The organism is Nonomuraea fuscirosea, from assembly GCF_003001935.1.
Taxonomy (GTDB): domain Bacteria; phylum Actinomycetota; class Actinomycetes; order Streptosporangiales; family Streptosporangiaceae; genus Nonomuraea; species Nonomuraea fuscirosea.
Genome location: NZ_PVNG01000011.1, coordinates 255,345 through 279,315, shown reverse-complemented (window position 1 = coordinate 279,315; position 23,971 = coordinate 255,345). Strand labels below are relative to the sequence as shown.

The window sequence follows — 23,971 nt, the reverse complement described above, 5'->3', positions numbered from 1 at the left end:
CGCCGGCGCGTCCGACGCTCCATCGCGTCAGGACGCCGCGTCGGACGTTACGTCAAACGCTTCGGCCGCGCCGCAGGCCCGCGACCAGGCCGACGCCGACGATGGCGAGCACCACCTGCATCACCAGTTCGATCCAGTCGATGCCGGGGGTCGTCTCCACACCGAGTACCTGCGCGAGCAGCGTCCCCAGCAGCGCGGCCACGATGCCGACGACGATGGTGAGGATCCACCCGATGGCCTGCCTGCCGGGCAGCAGCAGACGACCGATTGCGCCAATCACGGCGCCGATCACGATGGCGCCAAGGATGGATTCGATGGTCATGACATGAAACCTCCCCGTGAGAGTGCCGTTCACTCTCACGGGGATGGGCTACCCGATCTACGACGATTATGCGCCGATTTTACGAATCTGCAGGTCAGGTCGTTGTTCGGCCGCCGCGGCCGCCGCGCCCCATGCCCATCCGGGTCACGAGGAGCACGCCGACGACGGCCAGGACGAGCTGGAGGATGTGTTCGATCCAGTCGATCCCTCGCGTGTCGGCCCAGCCGAACGCCTGGGCGATCAGGGTGCCGATCAGGGCCGCCACGATGCCGACGATCAGGGTCAGGCCGATGGACATGTTCTGCCGGCCGGGCACCAGCAGCCGGGCCAGCGCACCGACGATGGCGCCGATGACTACCGCGGATACGATCGCGCCGATCATGTGTAGCTCCCCCCGAGACGTTCACATGTCTTGGGACACATACCCTCTGATCAGGCAAACTACGCATAGACGGGGAAGCCAGGCCCGTACCGCGCCAGAGAAACGGATGGGAAGGCGGCGGCCCGTACCGCGCCAGTGACGAACCGCCGCCTCCGCATGCAGCGGGTCGGCCGGCGACCCGCCGGGACACCCTCACGTATCCCTATGTGAAGACGCCCGGCGTTCAGGAAAGGTTGACCACGAGAGCCGTCGCGATGGCCGCGATGCCCTCACCGCGGCCGGTCAGGCCCAGACCGTCGGTCGTGGTGGCCGAGACGCTCACCGGCGCCCCCAGGGCCGCGCTGAGCGCCTTCTCGGCCTCCTCGCGGCGTGGCGCCAGCTTGGGCCGGTTGCCGATCACCTGGATCGCCACGTTGCCGATCTCGTAGCCGGCCGCGCGCACCTGGCGCGCGGTCTCCTCCAGCAGGGCCGCGCCCGTGGCACCGGCCCAGCGCGGGTCGGCGGTGCCGAACAGCCGCCCGAGGTCGCCCAGGCCGGCCGCCGACAGCAGCGCGTCGCACGCCGCGTGGGCGGCGGCGTCGCCGTCGGAGTGTCCTTCGAGGCCGACCTGGTCCGGCCAGGTCAGGCCCGCGAGGTTGAGCTCGCGTCCTGAGTCATCCGATGCGAACGGGTGGACGTCGACTCCGACGCCCACCCGTGGAAGATGTGTGTTCAGGAGTTGAGAACCTCGTCGAGCAGGGCCTCAGCCTTGTCCTCATTGGTCTTCTCGGCAAGAGCCAGCTCGCTGACGAGAATCTGGCGAGCCTTGGCGAGCATGCGCTTCTCACCCGCCGACAGGCCACGCTCACGATCCCGGCGCCACAGGTCCCGAACCACCTCGGCGACCTTGTTCACATCGCCGGAGGCGAGCTTCTCCAGATTGGCCTTGTAACGACGAGACCAGTTGGTCGGCTCTTCCGTGTGCGGCATGCGAAGGACGTCGAAAACCCGCTCAAGGCCTTCCTGGCCGACAACATCGCGCACACCGACGAGTTCCGCGTTTTCAGCTGGCACCTGGACGGTAAGGTCGCCCTTGTCGACCTTGAGCACCAGGTAGGTCTTTTCCTCACCCTTGATGGATCGCTTCGTGATTGCTTCGATCCGAGCAGCCCCATGGTGGGGGTAGACGACAGTGTCGCCGACCTGGAAAGTCATGTGACAAGTACCCCTTCCGCTGTACTCCAGGGTACCACGCATCCACAGCCTCCCGGAACAGTGAAATCCTCATAACTGCAGGTCAACGCCGCATATTGGGGCTTGACAAGCGCTCAACTGTATGAATCGCATTTCCGGACATAGCGAATGACCTGCGGGGGTGCGGATATGACCTTGCATTGGGGTGGATATGGTGGGCGCTGCCCATCACGCACGCGCGACACCTGCGCAAGACCAAGGAGAACCCGCCCGTGACCAGCCGTCGCTGGATTGTCGTAGCCGCCGCGTTCTTGGCCGCCCCCGTGCTGGCGGGCTGCGGGGCAGGATTCGACGCCACCACCAACAAGCCGTACGCGCCGAACGAGGCGCAAGCGTTGATCGATAACGGTCAGTACGGCAACAAGAGCGGCATTCACATCCCGCAGGCGTTCATCCTCGGCCCCGACTCAGGGGCACAGCTCCCCTGGCGCGGCTCGGCCCCGATCTACCTGAACATCCTCAACACGGCCGGCACCGCCGACACGCTGCAGGCCGTCTCCGCCGGGAACATGGGCACGGTCAAGGTCACCGCCCCGATCCAGCTCCCGTCCAACCAGCTCGTCAACACCGGCAAGCCCACCCCTCAGCTCATGCTGGAGGCGATCCCCAAGAGCCTCAGGGGCGGCGAGAGCATCAAGCTGGACCTCCAGTTCGCCCAGGCCGGTGTCGTGTCGATGAACGTGCCTGTGGTCACGCGCAGCCGTGAGTTCGCGGAGTATCCCCCGGCTCCCGGCGCCACCCCGGCGCCCACGCCCACCCCGTCGGCCTCCGCCCCCGCGGAGGAGGCCCACTGACAGCGGAGCTGAAGGGCCCCGCGGCCGGGGCCCTTCACCCCTCCGTCGCGTCGAACTTGTAGCCCAGGCCGCGCACGGTCAGGATGCAGCGCGGGTTGGACGGATCCGACTCGATCTTGGCGCGCAGCCGCTTGACGTGGACGTCGAGCGTCTTGGTGTCGCCCACGTAGTCGGCGCCCCAGACGCGGTCGATGAGCTGGCCCCTGGTGAGCACCCGCCCGGCGTTGCGCAGCAGCACCTCGAGCAGCTCGAACTCCTTCAGCGGCAGCTGCACCGGCTCGCCGCGCACGGCGACGACGTGGCGGTCGACGTCCATCCGCACCGGGCCGACGGCCAGCACGGCCGTCTCCAGCTCCTCGACGACGTCGCCCTGGCGGCGCAGGACCGCGCGGATGCGGGCGACCAGCTCGCGCGAGGAGAACGGCTTGGTGACGTAGTCGTCGGCGCCCAGTTCGAGGCCCACGACCTTGTCGATCTCGCTGTCCTTGGCCGTCAGCATGATGACCGGCACCTTGGAGCGCTGCCGCAGCGAGCGGCACACCTCCGTGCCGGGCAATCCGGGCAGCATCAGGTCGAGCAGCACCAGATCGGCGCCGTTGCGGTCGAACGTGTCGAGCGCCTCGGGCCCGGTCGCCGCGACCGACACCTCGAAGCCCTCCTTGCGCAGCATGTAGGACAGGGCGTCGGAGAAGGACTCCTCGTCCTCGACGACGAGAACACGGGTCATGGGGCTGCCTCCAGGGGAATCGAGGGTGGTACTGCCACCGCCGTCCCGCCGAAGGCGGGCAGGCGGAGCGTGAAGGTGGAGCCGGACCCTTCCTTGCTCCATACGGACACCTCGCCCGCGTGCGCGGCGGCGACGTGTTTGACGATGGCCAGGCCGAGCCCGGTGCCGCCGGTGGCGCGCGAGCGGGCCGCGTCGACGCGGAAGAAGCGCTCGAAGATGCGTTCCAGCGCCTCCTCGGGGATGCCGATCCCCTGGTCGCTGACGCTGATCTCGACGGAGTCGCCCGCGGGCCGCACGCTGACGACGACCCTCGTGTGCTCGGGACTGTAGGCGACGGCGTTGTCGATCAGATTGCGCAGGGCGGTGACGAGCAGCTCGACGTCGCCCCAGATGCGCAGGCCCTCGATGCCGCCGGTGACGAGCGTGATGTCCTTGGCGGAGGCCCTGGTGTTGCAGTGGTCTATGGCGTCGGACACGGCCTCGTCGATCGCGACCTGGCCGGGGGTGGGGATCGGCTCGGCGCCCTGGATCCGGCTGAGCGTGATCAGGTCCTGGATCAGGTAGTTGAGCCGGGCCGCCTCCAGCTGCATGCGCCCGGCGAAGCGGCTGACCGCCTCGGGGTCGTCGGCGGCGTCCTGGATGGTCTCGGCCAGCAGGCTCATGGCGCCCACCGGGGTCTTCAGCTCGTGGCTGACGTTGGCGACGAAGTCGCGGCGCACGGCCTCGACGCGGCGCCGCTCGGTCTGGTCCTCCGCCAGCACCAGCACCTGGCCGTAGGAGCCGAGGGGTGCGACGCGGACGGCGAAGTTCGTGGTCTCCTGGCCGAACTTGTGGCCGGCGACGTCGATCTCGCTCTCGCGGATCTCGCCGTCGCGGCGTACCTGTCTCGCCAGCGCGAGCAGCTCAGCGGCCATCAGCCGGTCGCCCTTGACCAGCCCGAACGCCCGCGCCGCCGAGCTGGCGCGCAGGACGCGGTCGTGGGCGTCGAGGACCACGGCGGACGAGGGCAGCACGGCCAGCACGGACGCGATGCCCTGCGGCAGCGCGGCGCCGTCCCCGGCTCCGTCCGCGGCGGCGGTGCGGCTGGGGGCCTCGATCTGATTGCGGTAGAACAGGACCGCCAGGGCGCCCACCACGAACCCGGCCAGGGCCGCGAAGCTCATGGCCATCTCACTCATGCCTCCGATGGTAGGTGGCGTTTTCGCAGGGACAGACCCTCTCATCAGGGGATGAACACCCCTTTCCTGGAAAGTTCATCTGGCTGTTGGGGTTCGTTCATCGACCGGGTCGTACGGTGACGGCATGCGCGACGCGTACCACGAAGAACTCGACGCACTGACCGACAAGCTGGTCGAGATGACCCGCCTTGTCCGCTCGGCGATCTCCCGTGCCACCACCTCACTCCTCGACGCCGACCTCACGCTCGCCGAGAGCGTCATATCCCGCGACGAGGAGGTGAACGCGACCTTCGCCGACATCGAGACCTCGATCTTCGAGCTGATGGCCAGGCAGCAGCCGGTCGCGGTGGACCTGCGGATGGTCATCACGGCGCTGCGCATGGGCACGGACCTCGAACGGATGGGCGACCTGGCCGTCCACGTCGCCAAGGTGGCCCGGCTGCGGCACCCCGACTCGGCCATCCCGCCCGAGCTGCGCTCGACCATCCTGGAGATGGGCCAGATCGCCGAGACGCTGGTCACGAAGGCCGGCAGCTGCGTGGCCTCACGCGACGTCGAGTCGGCGCTGGAGCTGGAGCAGGACGACGACGCGATGGACCGGCTGCACCGGCGGCTGTTCAGGAAGATCCTGTCGAAGGACTGGGAGCACGGGGTCGAGCCGGCGATCGACATCACGCTGGTGGGACGCTATTACGAGCGCTACGCCGACCACGCGGTACGGGTGGCGCAGGACGTCGTCTACCTCGTCACCGGGACCCGCCCGACCTGACGCGGGGCCGGGCTTGACGCCGGGACGGGATGGACCATGCTGGTACGGGTTCCGTTCTGGAGGGCTGAGCGATGGCGGAGGAAGAAGCGCGGGCGACCGGGCGCTGCCTCATGTGCAAGCGCACGTTCGGCTACGACCCGGCGACGGTGGAGACGGTGCTGATCGACCCCGAGACCGGCCTGCCGCCGGGTTTCACCGTGCTCGGCACCTTCCGCCCGGCCGGGCCCGATTCCGTGGCCCGCTCCGCCGACCAGCCGATCTGCCCCGAATGCCTGGAGAAGGCGGCGGAGCTCTGGAAGACCTACAACGCGCCCCCTCCCACGTGGGAGAGCTGGCCTCCCTCCAAGGACTGACCCGTACTTCACAGCTCCCGAGTCTCGGCGTACTGTACGTAAAGTACGTACTTGACGATAATTGCGGAGTTGGTGCCTGTGGAGCCTCCGGTGCGGGAGTTCGTCGACCGGATGGGGCTCGTCATGGAGCGGCTGGGCGGCACGCGGACGATGGGCCGCCTGTCCGCCTGGCTCATGGTCTGCGACCCGCCCGACCAGTCGCTCACCGACCTGGCGGCCGAGCTCGGCGTGAGCAAGACCGCGGTCAGCACCGTCGCCAGGCAGATGGAGATGGTCGGCATGGTCGAGCGGGTGCCGTCGGCCGGCCGCGAGCACCGCTACCGGACGGCCGACGGCGGCTGGGCCCACGTCATGCGGGTCCAGCTCGCCGGTCTGCAGGTCAGTCTCGACGCGCTGGACTTCGGGCTGTCGGTCCTCCCCGAGGATCGGCCCGGGCCGCGCGCCCGGCTGGCGGAGACGCGCGAGTTCTTCGCCTTCCTCATGCACGACGCCGACCGGCTGTTCGAACGGTGGGAGGAGTACCGCAAGGAGTCGTCCTGACGTACGCCACAGAAGAGGGATCCTCAACCAAGGAGTGACGATGGCGCACATCGTCGAACGGTACGACGTTCCCCGGCAACTGTTCTGGCTGCACGGACCCCGGACGGGCCCGGCGGTCGAGTTCGACCCGCGGGCCGGGATGTGGTCCGTCTACGGCTACCCGGAGCTGCAGGAGGTGCTCGGCGACCCCGCGACCTTCTCCTCCGACACGATGCGGGTGGTGCCGAAGGAGATGATGCCGAAGGACGGCTTCTCGCTGGAGGGCTTCATCACCCAGATCGACCCGCCGGAGCACGGGAAGCTGCGCAAGCTGGTGAGCAGCGCGTTCACCCGCAAGGTGGTCGCGGACCTGGAGCCGCGGATCGCCGCGATCACGCACGAGCTGCTCGACGCGGCGCGCGAGGGCGAGGGGTTCGAGCTGGTGCGCGACCTGGCCTATCCGCTGCCGGTCATCGTCATCGCCGAGCTGCTCGGCGTGCCCAGCGAAGATCGGGCCCTGTTCAAGCGATGGGCGGACGCGCTGTTCCAGCGGGACGCGGAGGTCTCGCTCGGCCAGTCCGCCGAGGAGCGCGCGGAGAGCCTCGAGGCCACGATGAAGCCGTGGCGGGAGATGAGCGACTACCTGGCCGGGCACGCGGCCGAGCGCCGCAAGGGGCCGCGCGCCGACCTGCTCACCAGGCTGGTCGAGGCCGAGGTGGACGGCGAGCGCCTGCCGACCGAACAGGTGGTCAACTTCGCCATCCTGCTCCTGCTGGCCGGGCACATCACCACGACGATGCTGCTCGGCAACACCGTGCTGTGCCTGGACGCCTTCCCCGGCCAGCAGGACAAGGTACGCGCCGACCGCGCCTCGGTCCCGGCCGTGATCGAGGAGTCGCTGCGGCTGTTCACCCCGTTCGCGCTGCTCGGCCGGGCCACCACGCGCGAGAGCGAGCTCGGCGGGGTGACGATACCGGCCGATCAGCTGGTGATGTGCTGGATGGCCGCGGCGAACCGGGATCCGCGGCAGTTCGAGGACCCCGAGGCGTTCGATCCCCATCGCGACCCCAACCCGCACCTGGCCTTCGGCCGGGGCATCCACTTCTGCCTGGGCGCGCCCCTGGCCAGGCTGGAGGGGCGGGTCGCGCTGAACATCCTGCTCGACCGCTTCGCCGTCCTGCGCAGCGATCCCGCGGATCCGGTGGAGTTCATCTCGGCGCCGTCGCTGACCGGGCTGCGCCGCCTGCCGCTGCTCGGGAAGCCGGCGGCGTGAGGTCATGGGGCGGGCCGCGCCCGCCCCATGGAAGTCAGCGGCCCTGGTTGGCGACGGCCTCGATGGCGGCCTCGGCGGCCTCGGGGTCGAGGTATTCGCCGCCCCGCCGCACCGGGCGGTAGTCGGCGTCGAGCTCGTAGACCAGCGGGATGCCGGTCGGGATGTTGAGCCCGGCGATGGCGTCGTCGTCGATGCCGTCGAGGTGCTTGACCAGGGCCCGCAGGGAGTTGCCGTGGGCGGCCACCAGGACCGTGCGGCCGGCCGCCAGGTCGGGGACGATCTCGTCGTACCAGTACGGCAGCATCCGGTCGACCACGTCCTTCAGGCACTCCGTGCGGGGCATCAGCTCCGGAGGCAGCAGGGCGTAGCGGGCGTCTCCCGCCTGGGAGTATTCGTCGTCGTCGGCGATGGGCGGCGGGGGCGTGTCGTAGGAGCGGCGCCAGAGCATGAACTGCTCGTCGCCGAACTCCTCGCGGGTCTGCGCCTTGTTCTTGCCCTGGAGGGCGCCGTAGTGGCGTTCGTTGAGCCGCCAGCTGCGCTTGACCGGGAGCCAGAGCAGGTCGGCCTGCCCCAGCGCCAGCTGGGCCGTCTGGATGGCCCGGGTCAGCAGGCTGGTGTGCAGGACGTCGGGACGCAGCCCGGCGTCCTGGAGCAGCCGGCCGCCGCGCCGCGCCTCGTCCTCGCCCTTGGCCGACAGGCTCACGTCCACCCAGCCGGTGAACAGGCCCTTCGCGTTCCAGTCACTCTCGCCGTGCCTAAGCAGCACCAAAGTCGCCATGCGGCCAATCCTATGGTTCCCGGGACGAGCCACCGGCCGGGGTCGGCGAGAGCCCGGAAGGTTCTACCGGCCGGGGTCGGCGAGAGCCCGGAGGCTCCTATCGGTCGGGGTCGGCGAAGCGGGCGAAGGCCTGGAGGTTGGCCAGCGACTCGCCCCGCTTGGCCCGCCACTCCCACTCCCGCCTGATCGACGAGGCGAACCCGAGCTCCAGCGCCCGGTCGAACCATTCGTCCGAGTACGTCAGCACGCAGCCGAGCAGCCGGTCGATCTCCTCCTCGGTGATGGCGTCGAGGGGCAGGCGGCCGACAAGATAGACGTCACCGACGGGGTCGAGGGAGAAGTGCACCCCGTACATCGAGCCGTTCTTGCCCAGCAGCCAGCGGTAGAACTCCGTGTGGTTCTCGTCGGGCTGCCGGCAGAAGAACGCCTCTACGTGCAGCATCCGCTCCCCCACGATCAGCCAGGTCATGGTGGCGAGCTTGTGCTGTCCGGGCAGTTTGGCGAGGAACGCCCCCGGCCGCGGCTCGTCATAGGAGACGTCCGCGGCCTTGAGCGCGGCTTCGACGACTTCGCGCATGCCGCCCAGGCTAGAACAAAGTACGGTCAGAAGTTCGACACGGCCACGGGGACCCGGTGCAGGTTCGCCACGGCGGCGGCGTAGACCTCCCTGAGGTGGACGGCCGTGGCCTGCCAGCCGAACGCGGCGGCGTGCGCGCGTGCCCCCGCCGAGAGCTGATCGCGCCAGCGCGGCTCGGTGACGAAGCGGCGCAGCGCCCGCGCCCACTGCGAGGGGTCGTGGCCGTCCACGAGCAGGCCGGAGACCCCGTCCTGTACGGCCGTGCGCAGCCCCCCGACCGCGGCCGCGGCCACCGGCGTGCCGCACGCCTGCGACTCCAGCGCCACGAGCCCGAACGACTCGCTGTAGGAGGGCACGACGGTGACGGAGGCGGCGCGGTACCAGTCGGCCAGTTCCTCCTGAGGGGCGGGGCGGACGAGGCGGACGACGTCGGAGATGCCCAGCTCGGTGGCCAGCTCCGCGAGGAACGAGGGCCGGGCCAGGCCGTTGCCCGACGGGCCTCCGACGCAGGCCACCACCAGCCGCCCGCGCAGGGAGGGGTCGTCGATGAGCATTCTGGAGGCGGCCTTCAGCAGCACGTCGGGCGCCTTGAGCGGCTGGACGCGGCCGACGAACAGCAGCACGTGCGCGTCCCGCGGCAGGCCGAGCCGGTGCCGGGCGGCGCCCTGTGAAGCGGGCTGGAAGAGGGTGAGGTTGACGCCGGGGTTCACGACCACGACGCGGTCGCGTTCGGCGCCGTACAGGTCGATCAGCTCGGACGCCTCTTCCGAGGTGTTGGCCACGAGGCGGTCGGCGATGCTCACGACCTGTTCCTCGCCGACCACGCGCGCCTGGGGCTCGGGCCGGTCGCCGGCGGCGAGCAGCCGGTTCTTGACCTTGGCCATCGTGTGCATGGTGTGCACGAGCGGAACGCCCCAGCGCTCCTTGGCCAGCCAGCCGACCTGGCCGGACAGCCAGTAGTGGGAGTGGATGACGTCGTAGCGGCCCGGGTCGTAGACGGCCTCGGTGCGCAGCACCTCCGACAGGAACGCGCAGAGCTGGCCGGGCAGGTCGCCGCGGTCCATCTCCTCGTACGGACCGGCCGTGAGGTGGCGGACGAGGACGCCCGGGACGAGTTCGGCCACGGGCGGGAGGTCACGGGCGGTGGCCCGGGTGAAGATCTCCACCTCCACGCCGAGTTCGGCCAGCCGTTTGGCGGACTCGACGATGTACACGTTCATGCCGCCGGCGTCGCCCGTGCCGGGCTGGTCCAGCGGTGACGTGTGCATGCTGATGGTCGCGACCCGGCTCACCCGTCGTCGCCTCACTCGACATCACCTCCAAGCGATGTACAACAAATCCGAATTTTTCGACATTCCCGACAGACAGTCACAACCGGGGGTGCACAACCGGCGTCTCGGAGCCCGCCTGGCAGGATGTGGTGCATGCGGAAGACGGCTGTGGTGACCGGTGCGAGCAGCGGGATCGGAGAGGCGACCGCGCGGCGGCTGGCCGCCGAGGGCTTCGACGTGGTGGCGGGGGCGCGCCGCCGCGACCGCCTGGACAAACTGGCCGCGGAGACACCCTCGATCAGGCCGGTGACGCTCGACGTGACCGCGCAGGAGTCGGTGGACGCGCTGGCCGCCTCGCTGGAGCGCTGCGACGTGCTGGTCAACAACGCCGGCGGCGCCTACGGCCTCGAACCGGTGGCCGAGGGCCGGCTGGAGGACTGGCGGCACATGTACGACGTCAACGTGCTGGGCTCCCTGCGCGTGACCCAGGCGCTGCTGCCCCGGCTGGTGGAGTCGGGTGACGGGGTGCTGGTCATGCTCACCTCCACGGCGGCGTTCGACGCGTACGAGGGCGGCGGCGGATACGTCGCGGCCAAGCACGCCCTGCGCACGATGGCCGAGACCCTCCGCCTCGAACTCGTCGGTCAGCCGGTGCGGATCGTCGAGATCGCGCCGGGCATGGTCAAGACCGAGGGCTTCGCGGTCACCCGCTTCAGGGGCGACGAGGCGGCCGCCGCCCGCGTGTACGCCGGCGTGCCCGACCCGCTGAGCTCCGACGACGTGGCCGACGCCATCGCCTGGGCGGTGACCAGGCCCGCCCACGTGAACGTCGACCGCATGGTCATCCGCCCGCGGGCGCAGGCGGCGCAGCACAAGGTGCACCGGGTCGGTGGCTAAGCCCGTCGGGGCGATCACCCGGGGGACGACCGGCTACAACCGGCTGCGGCGCTGCGACCGCTGGATCGCGGCCGTGCACGGCCCGCTGCTGCGCTCGGCCGGGCGGCCGCTCGTGGTCGACCTCGGCTACGGCGCGTCGCACACGACGACGCTGGAGCTGTTCACCCGGTTGCGCCGGGTGGTGCCGGGGGTGGAGGTCGTGGGGATCGAGATCGATCCGGCCCGGGTGGCGGTGGCGAAGCCGTACGAGCGGGAGGGGCTGAGCTTCCGGCTGGGCGGCTTCGAACTGCCGGTCCCGCGCCCGCCGACGCTGGTGCGCGCCTTCAACGTGCTGCGCCAGTACGGCGAGGAGGAGGCCTGGCGGTACTGGGACGCGCTGACCGGGCGGCTGGCCCCCGGCGGCGTCCTGGTCGAGGGCACCTCGTCGGAGAACGGGCGGCGGGCGGTCTGGGCGGGGCTGACGGCCGGAGGGCCGCGGACGATCACGTTCTCGGCCCGGTTCGAGGCGTTCGAGCGGCCGTCCGATCTGGCCGACCGGCTGCCCAAGACGCTCATCCACCGGAACGTGCCGGGTGAGCGGATTCATGCGTTCCTGAGCGACTTCGATCGGGCCTGGGCGGTCAGCGCTCCCTATGGGGCCCATGGACGGCGGCAGCGGTGGCTGGCCGCGATCCAGGCCCTGTCCGCCTCCTGGCCGGTGCCGATGCGGCCGCCGCTGGGCGGCGTGGCGCGGTGGCGACTGGGCGAGCTGACGCTCCCCTGGTCGGCGGTCGATCCACGCGCCTGACAAATCCCAGTAAATGGTCTATTTCGCACAGGTGATCTTCGGTATATGGTCACGGTGCGATCTAACTCGTTCAAGTTCGGTCGCAACCTGTCGGGGGGAGTCAGCACCGGTCCTCGTCAAGGAGCCGAGATGAGCAGATTCTCAGGCTGGGCCCGCCGCCTCACCGCGGTGCTGGTCCTCTCAGGAGCAGTCGTCGCCTTACCCGTGCAGGAGGCGCTGGCGGCGCCTCCGCTGACCACCCCATGGACCGCCGAGGTGAGCCCGGACAACACGTTGCCGGAGTATCCGCGGCCCCAGCTCGTCCGCCCCGAGTGGCAGAACCTCAACGGCCTGTGGCAGTTCGCCGCAACCGGCTCCATCACCACCCCGCCGACCGGGCAGAACCTCGCCGGGCAGGTGCTGGTGCCGTACCCGATCGAGTCGGGGCTGTCGCGCGTCCAGCGGCACGAGGACCGCATGTGGTACCGCAGGACCTTCACCGTGCCCGCCGCCTGGTCGGGCCGCCGCGTGCGGCTCAACTTCGGCGCGGTGAGCTGGGAGAGCCGGGTGTGGGTGAACGGCACCTCGGTCGGCGCCCACACCGGCGGCTACGACCCGTTCGGCTTCGACATCACCCCGGCCCTGCGGGCGGGCGTCAACGAGCTCATCGTCGGCGTGTACGCCCCGGTCGACGGCGCGGGCGCCCCGATCGGCAAGCAGCGCCGCGCCCCGGGCGGCATCTTCTACACCGCCCACTCCGGCATCTGGCAGACGGTGTGGATGGAGCCGGTCGACGCGGCGAGCATCACCCGGCTGGACACCGTGCCCGACGTGGCCGCGGGGCAGCTCGACCTGGTGGTGCAGGCGGCCGGAGCCTCGGGCCAGCAGGTGCGGGCCGAGGTCATGACCGGCGGCACGAGTGGCGGCACCGTGGTCGGCAGCGCGACCGGCGCGATCGGGGCGCACCTGCGGGTGCCGGTGCCGAACGCCCGGCTGTGGACGCCCGACGATCCCTTCCTGTACGACCTCAGGGTCACGCTGACCGGCACCGGCGGCGGCGACACCGTGTCCGGATATTTCGGGATGAGGTCGGTGGGGAAGGCCGTCGTCGGCGGCGTGCTGCGCCCGACGCTCAACGGCAGGTTCCTCTACCAGCTCGGCACCCTCGACCAGGGCTACTGGCCCGACGGCATCTCCACCGCCCCCACCGACGCGGCCCTGCGCTTCGACCTGGAACAGCAGAAGGCGCTCGGCTTCAACACCGTGCGCAAGCACGTCAAGGTCGAGCCCGCCCGCTGGTACTACTGGGCCGACCGGCTCGGCCTGATGGTCTGGCAGGACATGCCCTCGATGCGCGCCGGCGTCACCCCCTCCACGGCCGATCGCGCCAATTTCGAGAGCGAGCTGCGCCGCATGATCGACCATCTGCGCGGGATCACCTCGATCGTGCAGTGGGTGCCGTTCAACGAGGGCTGGGGCGAGTATGACCCCGCCCGCATCGCCGACCTGGTCAAGAGCTGGGACCCGAGCCGTCTGGTGAACAACAACTCCGGCTCCAACTGCTGCGGCTTCGACGGCGGCAACGGCGACGTGGTGGACGACCACATCTACGTGGGCCCGGGGACGCCGCAGCGACCCAGCGCGAGCCGGGTGGCCGTGCTCGGCGAGTTCGGCGGCCTCGGCCTGCTCAGCCCGGGCAACCAGTGGCCGGGCACCGGCTTCGCGTACGAGATGACCGCGAACCCGGCGGCGCTGACCGACCGCTACGTCTCGATCAACGAGCAGCTCAAGCCGCTGATCACCGACAACGGGCTGTCTGCCTCGATCTACACCCAGCCGACAGACGTGGAGAACGAGGTCAACGGCCTGTGGACGTACGACCGCCGGGTGCTGAAGCCGAACGCCGACCGCGTCCGCGCGGTCAACCGCTCGGTCATCCAGTCCGCCACCGGCCTGGTGACGGGCGGGCTCACCTCGCTCCGCGTCACCACCCCCGGCTACACCGACCGCTTCCTGCGCCACCAGAACGACCTGGCCCGCACGGACGTGGTGAACGCCGCGAGCGCGGACGGGCTCAAGCTGGACGCCACGTTCCGGGTGCGGGCCGGGCTGGCCGACAACGCGTGCGTGTCGTTCGAGTCGCGCAACCTGCCCGGCCGGTTCCTGCGTCACTCCGGCTTCCGGGTGCGCGCCGACGCCCGCGACGGGACGGCGCTGTTCGACCAGGACGCCACGTTCTGCGTCCGGCCCGCGCAGTCGGGAACCGGCGTGTCGCTGGAGTCGCGCAACCTGCCAGGACACTTCCTGCGCCACTTCTCCGAGGCGGTCTACGTGGCGCGCAGCGGCGGGCCGAACGCCTGGGACAGCGCCGCGTCGTTCGCCGCCGACGTCACCTGGCTGCCCGCGACGCCCTGGTGGCGCAGCGGGGCCGACCTGACCATCGGGGCGGCGCAGTCGCTCCGGGTGACGACGCCGGGGTTCACCGACCGGTACCTGCGTCACCAGGACGCGCTCGCGCGCACCGACGTGGTGACCGCGGGCAGCGCGCAGGTGCTCAAGGAGGACGCCACGTTCTACGTGCGGCGGGGGCTGGCCGACGGGAGCTGCTACTCGTTCGAGTCGCGCAACTTCGCCGGGCACTACCTGCGGCACGCCGACTTCCGGGTACGCAAGGACGCGCGTGACGGGACGGCGCTGTTCGACCAGGACGCCACCTTCTGCGCCCAGCCGCCCAGGGCCGGGGGCACGGGCGTGACGCTGGCGTCGTACAACATCGCCGGCCACGCGGTGCGTCACTACGCCGAGGCCGTGCACATCGCGGTGCCGGGCGGCCCGCACGCCTTCGACAACGCGGTGAGCTACGACCAGGACGTCACCTGGGCGGTCGCGCCCCCGTGGGCGCCGTGACGTGAGTTCGGGGCGCGCTCAGAGGCGCGCCCCGAACGCGGCGTACGCCGCCTCGTCGAACAGCACGAACCTGACCTCCTCCACCGACGTCTCCGACCCCCGGACAGTCTCCACGGCGATCCGGGCGGCGTCGTCCATCGGCCAGCCGAAAATGCCGGTCGAGATCGCGGGGAAGGCCACCGAGGCGGCCTCCAGGGTGCCGGCCACCCGCAGCGACTCCCGGTAGCAGGAGGCGAGCAGCTCCGAGCGGTCCTCCGAGGCGGAGTGCACGGGCCCGACCGTGTGGATCACCCAGCGGGCGGGCAGCCGGCCGGCCGTGGTCGCCACGGCCTGGCCCGTCGGCAGGCCGCGGCCGTACCGGCTCGCGCGCAGTTTCCTGCACTCGGCCAGGATCTCCGGCCCGCCGCGGCGGTGGATGGCGCCGTCGACGCCGCCCCCGCCGAGGAGGGAGGAGTTGGCGGCGTTGACCACCGCGTCCACGGCCTGCTCGGTGATGTCGCCTCGGACCAGCGTGAGCTTCATGGCTCCGACACTTTCACGAAGCCGCGCCACCCGGATGCCAGCTCGACGCGTTGTAGAGCTACTCTGAATGGTGTGAAGGGTCTTGGCGAGCTTGAACGCAGCATCATGGACATCCTCTGGGCGGAGAGCGGCGCGCTGACCGCCCGCGAGGTCGGCAAACTGATCGCCGACCGCGACCTGGCCCCCACCACGGTCATGACCGTCCTCGACCGGCTCACCCGCAAGGGCTTCCTCGAACGCACCCGCGACGGGCGCGCGTGGAGATATCAGCCGGCCGAAAGCCGCGACGCGTACATCGCCGAGCTTATGCTGGAAGCCTTGGACCTGACGGGCGACCGCTCGGCCGCCCTGACCCGCTTCGCCCAGGCAGTGTCGGACCCAGAGGCGGAGATCCTGCGCAGAGCCCTTACGGAGCTGGAGGACGAGTGATCACGGCAGCGGTGCTGGCAGCGCTCGCCACGGCGTGCGCGGTCGGCTCCTGGCGTTTCACCACGGCCCGGTGGACCTCGCGGGCCCCGCGGCTGGCGATCATCCTCTGGCAGTCGCTCGGCGTGTCGTGGGGCCTGGCCACCACCGGGGCCATGCTCGCCTACGCGGTCCAGCCCTACGAGGTCGGCGCCCTGCCGGGGCTCATCGCGTTCGCGCACGGGTGGGCGCCCGCGCGGGCGTGGGACCCGCTGCACGTGCTGGCCCTGATCGCGGGGCTCACCGCGCTCGCGGTGCTGATCGTGGTGCTGCTCACCGCGGGCGTCCAGGCGCTGCGGGCCCGCCGCCGGCACCGCATGCTGCTCACGCTGATCTCCCACGACGACCCGGGCGTGCCGGGCGTGCGGGTGCTGGCCCATCCCAGCGCCGCCGCCTACTGCGTGCCGGGGCTGCGCTCGCAGGTCGTGGTCAGCGAGGGCGCGCTCAAGCTGCTGTCGGAGGACGAGCTGGCGGCGGTCCTCGCGCACGAGGCGGCGCACGTACGCGAGCGGCACGACCTGGTGCTGCTGCCCTTCGCCGCGCTGCGCCGGGCGATGCCCTGGTCGAAGGTGGTGGCCGACGCCCAGGCGCAGGTGGAGCTGCTCATCGAGATGGCCGCCGACGACCGGGCCCGCCGCTACTGCTCGCCGCGCAGGCTGGCGACGGCGCTGCTCAGATTCGGCACGGCGGGCGCCATGCCGACCCCCAACGGCATGCTGGGCGTCCAGGCCCACAACGTCATGGCCAGGGTGAATCGCCTGGTCAAGCCCGATCCCGAGCTGTCCGCGTCGGTGCGCTACGGCTTCATCGCCCTGTCTGTGAGTTTGGTCACCAGCACGCCGCTGCTGTGGCTCTTCCAGCTGTAATGCTTGCTGGAGTTAATCACCGCGTTTGCAATTGCAAGCAGCGCGAGGCAGACTACAGGCATGGCACTACCCAAGGTCGGCTCGATCGGTGAATACATCCGTGATCAGCGGCAGCAGGCGAAGATCTCGCTGCGCCAGCTGGCCGCGGCTGCCGGGGTCTCCAACCCCTACCTGAGCCAGATCGAGCGGGGGCTGCGCAAACCGAGCGCGGAGATTCTCAACCAGATCGCCAAAGGACTGCGCATCTCCTCACAGGCGCTCTACGTGCAGGCGGGCCTCATCGAGGACCGCGAGCCGCCGAGCGATGTGATCACCGCGATCCGGGCCGACGCGAATCTCAGCGAACGGCAACGCCAGGTGCTGATCGACATCTACGAGTCGTTCCTCAAGGAGAGACGCGCCGAAGACGAGCAGACCTCCCAGAATGCTCATCCCCGGCACGACTCCGACGAGGACGACGCGCCGCTGCCCGAGGAGTTTCTCGCCGCACTTGAGCCCTACGCGGCGACCTCACGCAACGGCAACGTCACCCAGGAAACCAAGGAAGGTTAACCCATGACGCTCGCCACCGAGGTCAAGAAGCTCACCGAGTCCAAGCCGTTCTACGCGGTCGCCGGCGTCGGCGACTACGCGGTCGAGAAGCTGCGCGAGCTGCCCGAGCAGCTGCTGAAGCTGCAGTCTCGCCGCACGGAGCTGGCCAAGGACCTGCCGGTCAAGGCCCGCGAGTACGCCGACAAGGCCGAGGGCATCGCCAGGGAGTTCCCCGAGAAGGCGCGCGAGTACGCCGACCAGCTCTCCCACAAGGCCACCGAGGTCTACGAGGACTTCGCCACCCGCGGCCGTCAGGTCGTCAGCAAGACCACCGGCGAGGCCGCGCTGGAGCTGGAAGAGGTGTCGGTGGCCGCCGAGCCGCCCGTCGCCGAGCCGATCGAGCCGGTCAAGAAGACCCGCACCACCAAGACCACGAAGACCACCCAGGCCTGACCAGGCCCACCGGCCCGTCTCCGAAGCGGAGGCGGGCCTTTCCGTTCAGGGGTGCCCGCGCGACGGGGCCGCCTATTAGGCTGAATCCGATCCATCGGCGTTGGGCGGAGACGAACACATGAACATGATCTACGGGGTCTTCAACCTCCTCTTCCTGGTGCTCGCCGTAGTCATCCTGGGCATGTCGGTCTACGCGTTCGTGCACGCGGTGCGGGTGCCGACCAACGCCTTCCTCTCGGCGGGCAAGCTGAAGAAGAACCTGTGGCTGCTGATCCTGGGTCTCGCCACGCTGTTCTCGGCGGCCGGGGCGCTGTCCTACTTCGACGCCTTCATGCGGGTCGGCGGGCAGGCGTTCCTCGGCATCGGCCTCGGCATCTTCTCGATCGCGGCGGTCATCGCGGCCACGATCTACATCGTCGACGTCAAGCCCGCCGTCAAGGGCATGGGCGGCCGCGGCGGCAACAGCGGCCCGTACGGGCCCTGGTAACCCCGGCAGGGCGCACCGTTCACCTCAGCTCGGCCGCCAGCCAGGCGGCCAGGCTCTCGTGCCCGGCGAGCGTGGGGTGCACGCCGTCGGGCAGGACCTCCCCCGGAGACCAGCGCCGGCCCAGCGGATCGAGGAATGGAACGTTCCACGTTCTGGCCGCCGCCGCCAGGGCGTCGCGGATCCCGTACGCCTTCCTGGGCGGCTCGCTCAGCCAGATGGGGCCGATCATGACGATCTCGGTCCGCGGCCACGTCGCGCGCACCTTCCCCAGCAACCGCCCGGCGGCCTGGCGCGCCTGCTCGGCGCCGCAGCGCCGGTCGTTGTGGCCGCCCGAGACGATCAGCAGGTCGGGAGCCGGGCGCCAGGACAGCTCCTCCTCGAACGAGCGCTGGAACGTGCGGCCCACCCTGCCCTCGTTGCAGTAGCCGGTGCCGCTCGCGCCCGCGATGATCGGCTGCCGGCCCAGCAGGCGGGCGGTCGCGGACGCGTACGTGCGCCAGGCCGACACCGGGCCCGAGCCGACCGTGAAGCTGTCGCCCACGAACATCATCACCTTCGCCGCCGGCGGGCCGGGCTCGGCGCGCTGGACCGCCGCGCAGGACGGCACCGCCAGCACCGCGAGGAGCAGCGAGAGTCGGTTCGTCAGGCCACGCATGACCACCTCAGGGCACTAGGCTGCCGATATGAGCACCGATCTCCACGGACGCACGCGACGATTGGAACTGTCCGACCAGAATCTGCGTGACTTCGAAGCCGTCGTGCTGGACGCGACGCCCGAAGGGATCGTGCTGAGCAGGTCGGCATTCTATCCGGGCGGGGGCGGCCAGCCGGCGGATCACGGAGTTCTGGTCTGGCAGGGTGTCGAGACCCGGATCGTGGGGGTGCGCAAGGGCGACGACCTCTACCTGATCCCGGCCGACGGCGACCCGATCCCGCCGGCCGGCACCGTGGTCGAGGCCGCGGTGGCCGACGCGCGCCGCTCGGCCCTCATGCGCACGCACTCGGGCCTGCACGTGCTGTGCGGGGTCGTGTTCAGGGACTACGGCTGCCTGGTCACCGGCGGCAACATGGACGAGCTGAGCGCGCGGATGGACTTCAACCTGCCCGAGGTGCCGCCGGGGTTCAAGGAGGCCGTCGAGGACGCCTGCAACGCCGAGATCGTGGCCGACCGCCGCATCGACGTGAAGGTGCTGCCCCGGCCGGAGGCGTTCGCCATCCCCGACATCATCCGCACCGCGACCAACCTGGTGCCGGAGAGCGTCCAGGACGTGCGCATCGTCGACATCGTGGGCCTGGACACCCAGGCCGACGGCGGCACCCACGTGGCCTCGACCAAGCAGATCGGGCACATCAAGGTCGCCAAGATCGAGAGCAAGGGCCGCGGCTTCCGCCGCCTGCGCATCCAGATCTCCGACTGACCGCCACCCCGCATCTGGGGGCGGGTCAGTAGACCAGGGCCTGGGCGCCGTCGGCGACCGCTTCCTCCACGAACGCGGGCGCGCCCGCGATGCGGACCCCCTCGATGACGTCGTCCACGGTGATGTTCCTGCGCGCCGCGCACTGGGTGCACAGCGTCACCCGGCCGGCCGCGAGGACGGCGTCGAGCAGGTCGGGCAGCGGCGCGGCGTGCGGCAGGACGAACTCCTTGGCCCGCCCCGGCAGCGCGAACCACGACGACTCCCCCGTCAGCCACAGGGACACGGGGACGCCGCTCGCCAGCGCCGCCGCCGCGACCGTGAACGCCTGGTTGCAGCGCTCGGGGGCGTCGGCTCCGGCGGTAACCTTGATCACCAGTGATCGTGCCATGCCCGCCACCCTAACGCGCCGCCCCCCACTACTCTTGGGGACCATGGAAGAACCTGAGGTGCACCCGGCCTTGGAGCCGATCTCGTTCCTGCTCGGCCGGTGGGAGGGCGCCGGAGTGGGCGGCTATCCCACGATCGAGAGCTTCAACTTCGGCCAGGAGATCGAGTTCGGGCACAACGGGAAGCCGTTCCTGACCTACGTCAGCCGCACCTGGCTGCTCGACGACGACGGCAACCGGGTCAGGCCGCTGGCGACGGAGTCGGGCTACTGGCGGGCCCTGCCCGAGCGGCAGATCGAGGTCGTGCTCTCGCACCCGACCGGGATCGTCGAGATCTACATCGGCGAGGTCGTCTTCCACAAGATCGAGCTGCGCACCGACGTGGTGGCGCGCACCGCCACGGCCAAGGAGTACAGCGCGGGTCACCGGCTCTACGGCCTGGTCAACGGCAACCTCATGTGGGCGTACGAGATGGCGGCGGTCGGCCATCCGCTCACGGACCACATGTCGGCCGAGCTGAAGAAAGTGGCCTGAGCGAGCGTGAGCACCCCCTTCACCGCTGACGCCGTCGAGGCGATCAAGCGCCACATGAACGACGACCACGCCGGCGACTCACTGATCATCGTGCGCGGGATGGGCGGGCGGCCCGAGGCGACGAGCGCCGTGACGAGTGACGTGGACGCCGAGGCGATCACGTTCACGATCGACGGCGGGGAGCTCGTACGGGTGCCCTGGGGTGCGACGCTCACCGAGCGGGCGCAGGTGCGCAAGGCCGTGGTGACGCTCTACCGGGAGGCGTGCGGCCGGCTCGGCCTGCCGGCCCGCGGCGAGCACTGACGGCGCCTGCTGGAGGCGCGTACTGATCGAGGAGATGAGAAGGGCCCCGGGCATCACTCCGCCCGCGGTGCGGGCGGGCCGGATGGACCAAGGTCGGGACGGCGTCCCGCCCTCCGGCTGCCAGGGGCCCCGGTGGTTGCCTCGGATTCGCTGTACCGTCACGAGACAACAGTCCGCGAGGTCAGCGGACAACCACCTCGCTGATCCGTCTATGACTAACCATTATTCGGACCACCTCCTTTCCGCGTACCAACGAAGCTATGCGGAATGCCGCGAACGGGGCAAGTCAATATCCTCCGGGGCATGCGGCCGGACTTCGCCGCCCCTGGATCCCTGCGCCTACACTCGGGGCATGACCGAGACGCAGTGGCATGAGGAACTCCGCGCCAAGGGCTACCGGGTCACCCCACAGCGCCAGCTCGTCCTTGAGGCGGTCAAGGACCTGGAGCACGCCACGCCCGAGGAAATCTGTGTCAAGGTCCGCGAGACGGCCCGCGGGGTCAACATCTCGACCGTCTACCGCACGCTTGAGCTGCTCGAAGAGCTCGGCATGGTCACCCACACCCATCTCGGGCACGGCGCGCCGACCTATCACCTGGCGGCCGAGGCCGACCACGTCCATCTGGTCTGCCGGGGGTGCGGCGAGGTGTCCGAGGTGCGGCCGGAGATGGCCGAGGGTCTGGTCAACGGGCTGGACGCGGAGATGGGGTTCGCCGCCGACGTGCACCACCTGACCGTCTTCGGCCGCTGTCGCAACTGCCGCTGACCGCCTCCGCGCGGCGGCGCTCCCGCGCTGAGCCGGACACCCGAACGAACCGGGTGCCGGGCGGACGCGCCCCCTTTCTTGCGCGTGCGCGACTGCGGATAGCCTGGAGGGCATGCGTAGCCCTCTGCTCGACCTCCCCGGCGCCGTCCAGGCAGACGCTCCGGACTCCGATGTGGCGGCGCACTACGGCGACCTGTTCGCCGAGCAGCGCGCCCTGGCCAAGGGAGAGGCGGTCGTCGACCGCAGCAACCGCGAGGTGATCCGGATCTCCGGCGCCGACCGGCTGAAATGGCTCAACGACCTGACCTCGCAGAAGCTCGACTCGCTGCGTCCCGGCGAATGGACCCAGACGCTCGACCTCGACCTCCAGGGCCGCGTCCAGCACCATATGACGCTCGTGGACGACGGCGAGAGCATCCTCGCCCACGTCGAGCCGGGCACCGGCCAGAGCCTGGCCGACTACCTCGACCGGATGCGGTTCATGCTGCGCGTCGAGGTCACCCTGGTCGACGACCTGGCGGTGCTGTCCACGGCCGACGAGGACTTCCTGGTGCCGCGGGCCGAGCTGGCCGAGCACCTGGGCAAGCCGCTGGCCGGGCTGTGGGCGTACGAGGCGTTGCGGATCGAGGCGCACCGGCCGCGGCTCGGCTTCGAGACCGACCACAAGACGATCCCCCACGAGGTGGCCTGGATCGGTGCGGCGGTGCACCTCAGCAAGGGGTGCTACCGGGGGCAGGAGACGGTGGCGCGGGTGCACAACCTGGGGCATCCGCCGCGCCGCCTGGTCTTCCTGCACCTCGACGGCAGCGTGGACACCCTGCCGCCGCACGGCGCGCCGGTCATCTTCGAGAGCCAGGAGGTCGGCGTGGTCGGCTCGGCCGCCCGGCACCACGAGCTCGGCCCGATCGCGCTGGCCGTGATCAAGCGGACGGTGCCGGTGGACGCGCCGCTGCTGGCCGGTGGGGTGGCCGCGGCCCAGGAGGTCGTGGTGCCGCCGGACGCGGGCCGCAACGTGAGCATCGACCCGTCGCTGCGCCGCCGCATCCGCTGACCGGCCGCCCCAAGGCGGGGTCAGAGCTCCAGGGTCAGGGTGATCGGGCCGTCGTTGACCAGGGACACCTTCATGTCGGCGCCGAAGATCCCGGTCTCCACGTGCGCGCCCAGCGCCCGCAACTCCTCCACCACGGCCTCGACCAGCGGCTCGGCGACGGGGCCAGGAGCGGCCGCCTGCCAGGTGGGCCGGCGGCCCTTGCGGGCGTCGCCGTACAGGGTGAACTGGCTGATCACCAGGAGCGGCGCCGAGACGTCCGAGCAGGACTTCTCACCGTGCAGGATGCGCAGGCCCCACAGCTTGGCGGCGAGTTTCGCGGCCTCGGCGTGGGTGTCGCCGTGTGTGACGCCCACGAGGACGAGCAGGCCGGGCTCGGTGACGGCCCCGACCGTGCGCCCCTCGACCTCGACCGACGCGGAACTGACCCGTTGTACGACTGCTCGCATGGGATCCCATTCTGGACCAGGAAGAACAGTCCCTAAACTCATGCCGAAAGGGGATGTGACATGTCGATGATCGTTGAAGTCGTCCGATCCGGGTTCGTGGAGTCCACGCATCAGGTGCGCGTGCTGACGGTGGACGCCCAGGGGCGCCCGGTCGAGACGAGGGGCGCGGTGCACGTGCCGATCTCCCCGCGGTCGTCGATGAAGCCGCTGCAGGCGCTCGGCATGCTCCGCGCGGGGCTGGACCTGGAGGGCGAGCTGCTGGCGCTGGCCTGCGGCTCCCACTCCGGCGAGCCCTTCCACGTGGACGGCGTGCGGAAGATCCTGGCGGGCGCGGGGCTGGCGGAGGAGGCGCTGCTCTGTCCTGAGGACTATCCGTTCGACCGCGCGTCCACCGAGCACGGGCGCGTGTGGATGAACTGCTCGGGCAAGCACTCCGCGATGCTGGCCACCTGTGTGCTGAACGACTGGCCGCTGAGCACGTACCTGGAGCCGGCGCACCCGCTGCAGCGGGCGATCCGCGCGACCGTGGAGGAGTTCACCGGCGAACGCGTCGCGGCCTCCGGGGTCGACGGGTGCGGCGCGCCGCTGTTCTTCGTCTCGATGCTCGGGGTGACCAGGGCGTTCAGGGCGTTCGCGCAGTCGTCGGAGGACTCGTACGAGCGCAAGATCCTCGACGCTATGCGCGCCCACCCCGAGTGGACGTCGGGCACCGACCGGGCGGAGGCCAGGCTGATGCGGGCCCTGCCCGGCCTGATGCTGAAGACGGGCGCCGAGGGGTTCGAGGCGTTCGTGTTCGAGGACGGGCGCGCGGGCACGGTCAAGGTGGAGGACGGCTCGGGGCGCGCCCGCGTGCCCGCAACGGTGGCGGCGCTGCGCTCGCTCGGCCTGGACGCGCCCGAACTGGCCGAGCTGGCCGCTCCGCCGGTCCTCGGCGGCGGGCGGCCCGTCGGGGAGCTCAGGATCCGCTAGGGCCCTTCACAGAGCGCGGAACCGGCGG

General features: G+C 70.6%; 32 protein-coding genes. 19 read left to right on the top strand and 13 right to left on the bottom strand.

Annotated elements, in window-relative coordinates:
• Positions 1-52: 52 nt before the first annotated feature.
• The 4 genes from B0I32_RS26050 to B0I32_RS26035 form a co-directional block, all read right to left on the bottom strand.
• Entirely contained in the window at positions 53-322 is a 270-nt protein-coding gene (locus tag B0I32_RS26050; RefSeq protein ID WP_106244160.1) for a GlsB/YeaQ/YmgE family stress response membrane protein, read from the bottom strand.
• Between the two features lie 94 nt (positions 323-416).
• On the bottom strand, positions 417-704 hold the full coding sequence (locus B0I32_RS26045; RefSeq protein ID WP_106244157.1) for a GlsB/YeaQ/YmgE family stress response membrane protein: 288 nt from the start codon (positions 702-704) through the stop codon (positions 417-419).
• 223 nt (positions 705-927) lie between these two features.
• Entirely contained in the window at positions 928-1,398 is a 471-nt protein-coding gene (ispF, locus tag B0I32_RS26040) for a 2-C-methyl-D-erythritol 2,4-cyclodiphosphate synthase (protein ID WP_106244156.1), read from the bottom strand.
• Positions 1,399-1,415: 17 nt separating this feature from the next.
• The gene (locus B0I32_RS26035; RefSeq protein ID WP_043624891.1) at positions 1,416-1,898 is read right to left on the bottom strand and encodes a CarD family transcriptional regulator; all 483 of its coding nucleotides are present in this window, start codon (positions 1,896-1,898) and stop codon (positions 1,416-1,418) included.
• A 251-nt stretch (positions 1,899-2,149) separates the two neighbouring features.
• Here B0I32_RS26035 and B0I32_RS26030 point away from each other — a divergent pair, with 251 nt between their 5' ends.
• Positions 2,150-2,731 carry a copper chaperone PCu(A)C gene (locus B0I32_RS26030; protein ID WP_245956024.1) on the top strand — a complete coding sequence of 194 codons (582 nt, stop codon included), beginning with the start codon at positions 2,150-2,152 and terminating at the stop codon, positions 2,729-2,731.
• 34 nt (positions 2,732-2,765) lie between these two features.
• On the opposite strand, the gene B0I32_RS26025 is transcribed toward B0I32_RS26030, so the two are convergent.
• Positions 2,766-3,458 carry a response regulator transcription factor gene (locus tag B0I32_RS26025; protein ID WP_106244153.1) on the bottom strand — a complete coding sequence of 231 codons (693 nt, stop codon included), beginning with the start codon at positions 3,456-3,458 and terminating at the stop codon, positions 2,766-2,768.
• A complete protein-coding gene (locus B0I32_RS26020; protein ID WP_106244151.1) occupies positions 3,455-4,627 on the bottom strand; it encodes a sensor histidine kinase in 1,173 nt (390 codons plus the stop codon). The genes B0I32_RS26025 and B0I32_RS26020 overlap by 4 nt, the downstream gene beginning before the upstream one ends.
• Before the next feature lie 133 nt (positions 4,628-4,760).
• Between B0I32_RS26020 and phoU the strand changes: the two genes are divergently transcribed.
• The 4 genes from phoU to B0I32_RS26000 all read left to right on the top strand — a co-directional run bounded on the left by phoU (position 4,761) and on the right by B0I32_RS26000 (position 7,550).
• Positions 4,761-5,405, top strand: coding sequence for a phosphate signaling complex protein PhoU (gene phoU / locus B0I32_RS26015; protein ID WP_106244149.1), 645 nt, complete (start codon positions 4,761-4,763; stop codon positions 5,403-5,405).
• A gap of 71 nt (positions 5,406-5,476) precedes the next feature.
• Positions 5,477-5,758 (top strand): hypothetical protein, encoded by a 282-nt coding sequence (locus B0I32_RS26010; RefSeq protein ID WP_146178324.1) that lies wholly within the window; start codon positions 5,477-5,479, stop codon positions 5,756-5,758.
• 90 nt (positions 5,759-5,848) lie between these two features.
• A complete protein-coding gene (locus tag B0I32_RS26005) occupies positions 5,849-6,298 on the top strand; it encodes a GbsR/MarR family transcriptional regulator (RefSeq protein WP_146178323.1) in 450 nt (149 codons plus the stop codon).
• Between the two features lie 40 nt (positions 6,299-6,338).
• A complete protein-coding gene (locus tag B0I32_RS26000; RefSeq protein ID WP_106244141.1) occupies positions 6,339-7,550 on the top strand; it encodes a cytochrome P450 in 1,212 nt (403 codons plus the stop codon).
• 34 nt (positions 7,551-7,584) lie between these two features.
• On the opposite strand, the gene B0I32_RS25995 is transcribed toward B0I32_RS26000, so the two are convergent.
• The 3 genes from B0I32_RS25995 to mshA form a co-directional block, all read right to left on the bottom strand.
• Entirely contained in the window at positions 7,585-8,328 is a 744-nt protein-coding gene (locus B0I32_RS25995; protein WP_106244139.1) for a phosphoglyceromutase, read from the bottom strand.
• 97 nt (positions 8,329-8,425) lie between these two features.
• Entirely contained in the window at positions 8,426-8,905 is a 480-nt protein-coding gene (locus B0I32_RS25990; protein ID WP_106244136.1) for a type III secretion system chaperone family protein, read from the bottom strand.
• Between the two features lie 26 nt (positions 8,906-8,931).
• Complete coding sequence (gene mshA, locus B0I32_RS25985) at positions 8,932-10,212, bottom strand: D-inositol-3-phosphate glycosyltransferase (RefSeq protein ID WP_281262619.1); 1,281 nt, start codon at positions 10,210-10,212, stop codon at positions 8,932-8,934.
• 117 nt (positions 10,213-10,329) lie between these two features.
• On the opposite strand from mshA, the gene B0I32_RS25980 reads away from it, so the two are divergent.
• From B0I32_RS25980 to B0I32_RS25970, 3 genes are all read left to right on the top strand, one after another.
• Positions 10,330-11,073: an SDR family NAD(P)-dependent oxidoreductase gene (locus B0I32_RS25980; protein WP_106244134.1), complete on the top strand. Its 744-nt coding sequence runs from the start codon at positions 10,330-10,332 to the stop codon at positions 11,071-11,073.
• A complete protein-coding gene (locus B0I32_RS25975) occupies positions 11,066-11,860 on the top strand; it encodes a class I SAM-dependent methyltransferase (protein ID WP_106244132.1) in 795 nt (264 codons plus the stop codon). The genes B0I32_RS25980 and B0I32_RS25975 overlap by 8 nt, the downstream gene beginning before the upstream one ends.
• Before the next feature lie 129 nt (positions 11,861-11,989).
• The gene (locus tag B0I32_RS25970) at positions 11,990-14,746 is read left to right on the top strand and encodes an AbfB domain-containing protein (RefSeq protein WP_106244129.1); all 2,757 of its coding nucleotides are present in this window, start codon (positions 11,990-11,992) and stop codon (positions 14,744-14,746) included.
• Between the two features lie 18 nt (positions 14,747-14,764).
• Here B0I32_RS25970 and B0I32_RS25965 read toward each other — a convergent pair whose 3' ends face one another.
• Positions 14,765-15,268 (bottom strand): O-acetyl-ADP-ribose deacetylase, encoded by a 504-nt coding sequence (locus tag B0I32_RS25965; RefSeq protein WP_106244128.1) that lies wholly within the window; start codon positions 15,266-15,268, stop codon positions 14,765-14,767.
• 72 nt (positions 15,269-15,340) lie between these two features.
• On the opposite strand from B0I32_RS25965, the gene B0I32_RS25960 reads away from it, so the two are divergent.
• The 5 genes from B0I32_RS25960 to B0I32_RS25940 all read left to right on the top strand — a co-directional run bounded on the left by B0I32_RS25960 (position 15,341) and on the right by B0I32_RS25940 (position 18,070).
• Positions 15,341-15,697: a BlaI/MecI/CopY family transcriptional regulator gene (locus B0I32_RS25960; RefSeq protein ID WP_106244125.1), complete on the top strand. Its 357-nt coding sequence runs from the start codon at positions 15,341-15,343 to the stop codon at positions 15,695-15,697.
• Positions 15,694-16,599, top strand: coding sequence for a M56 family metallopeptidase (locus B0I32_RS25955; protein ID WP_106244122.1), 906 nt, complete (start codon positions 15,694-15,696; stop codon positions 16,597-16,599). Before B0I32_RS25960 ends, B0I32_RS25955 begins: the two co-directional genes overlap by 4 nt.
• A gap of 60 nt (positions 16,600-16,659) precedes the next feature.
• Complete coding sequence (locus B0I32_RS25950; protein WP_106244120.1) at positions 16,660-17,151, top strand: helix-turn-helix transcriptional regulator; 492 nt, start codon at positions 16,660-16,662, stop codon at positions 17,149-17,151.
• A 3-nt stretch (positions 17,152-17,154) separates the two neighbouring features.
• Positions 17,155-17,583, top strand: a complete 429-nt coding sequence (locus tag B0I32_RS25945; protein ID WP_106244117.1) for a hypothetical protein — start codon at positions 17,155-17,157, stop codon at positions 17,581-17,583.
• A gap of 118 nt (positions 17,584-17,701) precedes the next feature.
• Positions 17,702-18,070 carry a DUF2516 family protein gene (locus tag B0I32_RS25940; RefSeq protein ID WP_106244115.1) on the top strand — a complete coding sequence of 123 codons (369 nt, stop codon included), beginning with the start codon at positions 17,702-17,704 and terminating at the stop codon, positions 18,068-18,070.
• Between the two features lie 19 nt (positions 18,071-18,089).
• Here B0I32_RS25940 and B0I32_RS25935 read toward each other — a convergent pair whose 3' ends face one another.
• A complete protein-coding gene (locus tag B0I32_RS25935; RefSeq protein ID WP_146178322.1) occupies positions 18,090-18,725 on the bottom strand; it encodes an SGNH/GDSL hydrolase family protein in 636 nt (211 codons plus the stop codon).
• Positions 18,726-18,753: 28 nt separating this feature from the next.
• On the opposite strand from B0I32_RS25935, the gene B0I32_RS25930 reads away from it, so the two are divergent.
• A complete protein-coding gene (locus B0I32_RS25930; protein WP_106244109.1) occupies positions 18,754-19,488 on the top strand; it encodes an alanyl-tRNA editing protein in 735 nt (244 codons plus the stop codon).
• Positions 19,489-19,513: 25 nt separating this feature from the next.
• Here B0I32_RS25930 and B0I32_RS25925 read toward each other — a convergent pair whose 3' ends face one another.
• Positions 19,514-19,876: a DsrE family protein gene (locus B0I32_RS25925; protein ID WP_106244108.1), complete on the bottom strand. Its 363-nt coding sequence runs from the start codon at positions 19,874-19,876 to the stop codon at positions 19,514-19,516.
• Positions 19,877-19,919: 43 nt separating this feature from the next.
• Here B0I32_RS25925 and B0I32_RS25920 point away from each other — a divergent pair, with 43 nt between their 5' ends.
• From B0I32_RS25920 to ygfZ, 4 genes are all read left to right on the top strand, one after another.
• Positions 19,920-20,408 (top strand): heme-binding beta-barrel domain-containing protein, encoded by a 489-nt coding sequence (locus tag B0I32_RS25920; protein WP_106244105.1) that lies wholly within the window; start codon positions 19,920-19,922, stop codon positions 20,406-20,408.
• 6 nt (positions 20,409-20,414) lie between these two features.
• The gene (locus B0I32_RS25915) at positions 20,415-20,711 is read left to right on the top strand and encodes a DUF2470 domain-containing protein (protein WP_106244103.1); all 297 of its coding nucleotides are present in this window, start codon (positions 20,415-20,417) and stop codon (positions 20,709-20,711) included.
• Positions 20,712-21,063: 352 nt separating this feature from the next.
• Entirely contained in the window at positions 21,064-21,477 is a 414-nt protein-coding gene (locus B0I32_RS25910; RefSeq protein ID WP_106244101.1) for a Fur family transcriptional regulator, read from the top strand.
• A 112-nt stretch (positions 21,478-21,589) separates the two neighbouring features.
• Positions 21,590-22,528, top strand: a complete 939-nt coding sequence (gene ygfZ / locus B0I32_RS25905; protein ID WP_106244099.1) for a CAF17-like 4Fe-4S cluster assembly/insertion protein YgfZ — start codon at positions 21,590-21,592, stop codon at positions 22,526-22,528.
• Between the two features lie 20 nt (positions 22,529-22,548).
• Here ygfZ and dtd read toward each other — a convergent pair whose 3' ends face one another.
• Positions 22,549-22,974 carry a D-aminoacyl-tRNA deacylase gene (gene dtd, locus B0I32_RS25900; RefSeq protein WP_106244096.1) on the bottom strand — a complete coding sequence of 142 codons (426 nt, stop codon included), beginning with the start codon at positions 22,972-22,974 and terminating at the stop codon, positions 22,549-22,551.
• 60 nt (positions 22,975-23,034) lie between these two features.
• On the opposite strand from dtd, the gene B0I32_RS25895 reads away from it, so the two are divergent.
• Complete coding sequence (locus B0I32_RS25895) at positions 23,035-23,943, top strand: asparaginase (RefSeq protein WP_106244095.1); 909 nt, start codon at positions 23,035-23,037, stop codon at positions 23,941-23,943.
• Positions 23,944-23,971: the final 28 nt, after the last annotated feature.

Bases quoted from the DNA above. Each gene is read 5' to 3' on its own strand.
- B0I32_RS25920 (WP_106244105.1), top strand. From the start codon at position 19,920: ATGGAAGAACCTGAGGTGCACCCGGCCTTGGAGCCGATCTCGTTCCTG.
- B0I32_RS25935 (WP_146178322.1), bottom strand. From the start codon at position 18,725: ATGCGTGGCCTGACGAACCGACTCTCGCTGCTCCTCGCGGTGCTGGCG.
- B0I32_RS25970 (WP_106244129.1), top strand. From the start codon at position 11,990: ATGAGCAGATTCTCAGGCTGGGCCCGCCGCCTCACCGCGGTGCTGGTC.
- B0I32_RS25945 (WP_106244117.1), top strand. From the start codon at position 17,155: ATGACGCTCGCCACCGAGGTCAAGAAGCTCACCGAGTCCAAGCCGTTC.
- B0I32_RS26025 (WP_106244153.1), bottom strand. From the start codon at position 3,458: ATGACCCGTGTTCTCGTCGTCGAGGACGAGGAGTCCTTCTCCGACGCC.
- B0I32_RS26035 (WP_043624891.1), bottom strand. From the start codon at position 1,898: ATGACTTTCCAGGTCGGCGACACTGTCGTCTACCCCCACCATGGGGCT.
- ygfZ (WP_106244099.1), top strand. From the start codon at position 21,590: ATGCGTAGCCCTCTGCTCGACCTCCCCGGCGCCGTCCAGGCAGACGCT.
- B0I32_RS25910 (WP_106244101.1), top strand. From the start codon at position 21,064: ATGACCGAGACGCAGTGGCATGAGGAACTCCGCGCCAAGGGCTACCGG.
- B0I32_RS25990 (WP_106244136.1), bottom strand. From the start codon at position 8,905: ATGCGCGAAGTCGTCGAAGCCGCGCTCAAGGCCGCGGACGTCTCCTAT.
- phoU (WP_106244149.1), top strand. From the start codon at position 4,761: ATGCGCGACGCGTACCACGAAGAACTCGACGCACTGACCGACAAGCTG.
- B0I32_RS25995 (WP_106244139.1), bottom strand. From the start codon at position 8,328: ATGGCGACTTTGGTGCTGCTTAGGCACGGCGAGAGTGACTGGAACGCG.
- B0I32_RS25950 (WP_106244120.1), top strand. From the start codon at position 16,660: ATGGCACTACCCAAGGTCGGCTCGATCGGTGAATACATCCGTGATCAG.
- B0I32_RS25980 (WP_106244134.1), top strand. From the start codon at position 10,330: ATGCGGAAGACGGCTGTGGTGACCGGTGCGAGCAGCGGGATCGGAGAG.
- B0I32_RS25930 (WP_106244109.1), top strand. From the start codon at position 18,754: ATGAGCACCGATCTCCACGGACGCACGCGACGATTGGAACTGTCCGAC.
- dtd (WP_106244096.1), bottom strand. From the start codon at position 22,974: ATGCGAGCAGTCGTACAACGGGTCAGTTCCGCGTCGGTCGAGGTCGAG.
- B0I32_RS26050 (WP_106244160.1), bottom strand. From the start codon at position 322: ATGACCATCGAATCCATCCTTGGCGCCATCGTGATCGGCGCCGTGATT.
- B0I32_RS25940 (WP_106244115.1), top strand. From the start codon at position 17,702: ATGAACATGATCTACGGGGTCTTCAACCTCCTCTTCCTGGTGCTCGCC.
- B0I32_RS26020 (WP_106244151.1), bottom strand. From the start codon at position 4,627: ATGGCCATGAGCTTCGCGGCCCTGGCCGGGTTCGTGGTGGGCGCCCTG.
- B0I32_RS25925 (WP_106244108.1), bottom strand. From the start codon at position 19,876: ATGGCACGATCACTGGTGATCAAGGTTACCGCCGGAGCCGACGCCCCC.
- B0I32_RS25965 (WP_106244128.1), bottom strand. From the start codon at position 15,268: ATGAAGCTCACGCTGGTCCGAGGCGACATCACCGAGCAGGCCGTGGAC.
- B0I32_RS26045 (WP_106244157.1), bottom strand. From the start codon at position 704: ATGATCGGCGCGATCGTATCCGCGGTAGTCATCGGCGCCATCGTCGGT.
- B0I32_RS26010 (WP_146178324.1), top strand. From the start codon at position 5,477: ATGGCGGAGGAAGAAGCGCGGGCGACCGGGCGCTGCCTCATGTGCAAG.
- B0I32_RS25895 (WP_106244095.1), top strand. From the start codon at position 23,035: ATGTCGATGATCGTTGAAGTCGTCCGATCCGGGTTCGTGGAGTCCACG.
- B0I32_RS26000 (WP_106244141.1), top strand. From the start codon at position 6,339: ATGGCGCACATCGTCGAACGGTACGACGTTCCCCGGCAACTGTTCTGG.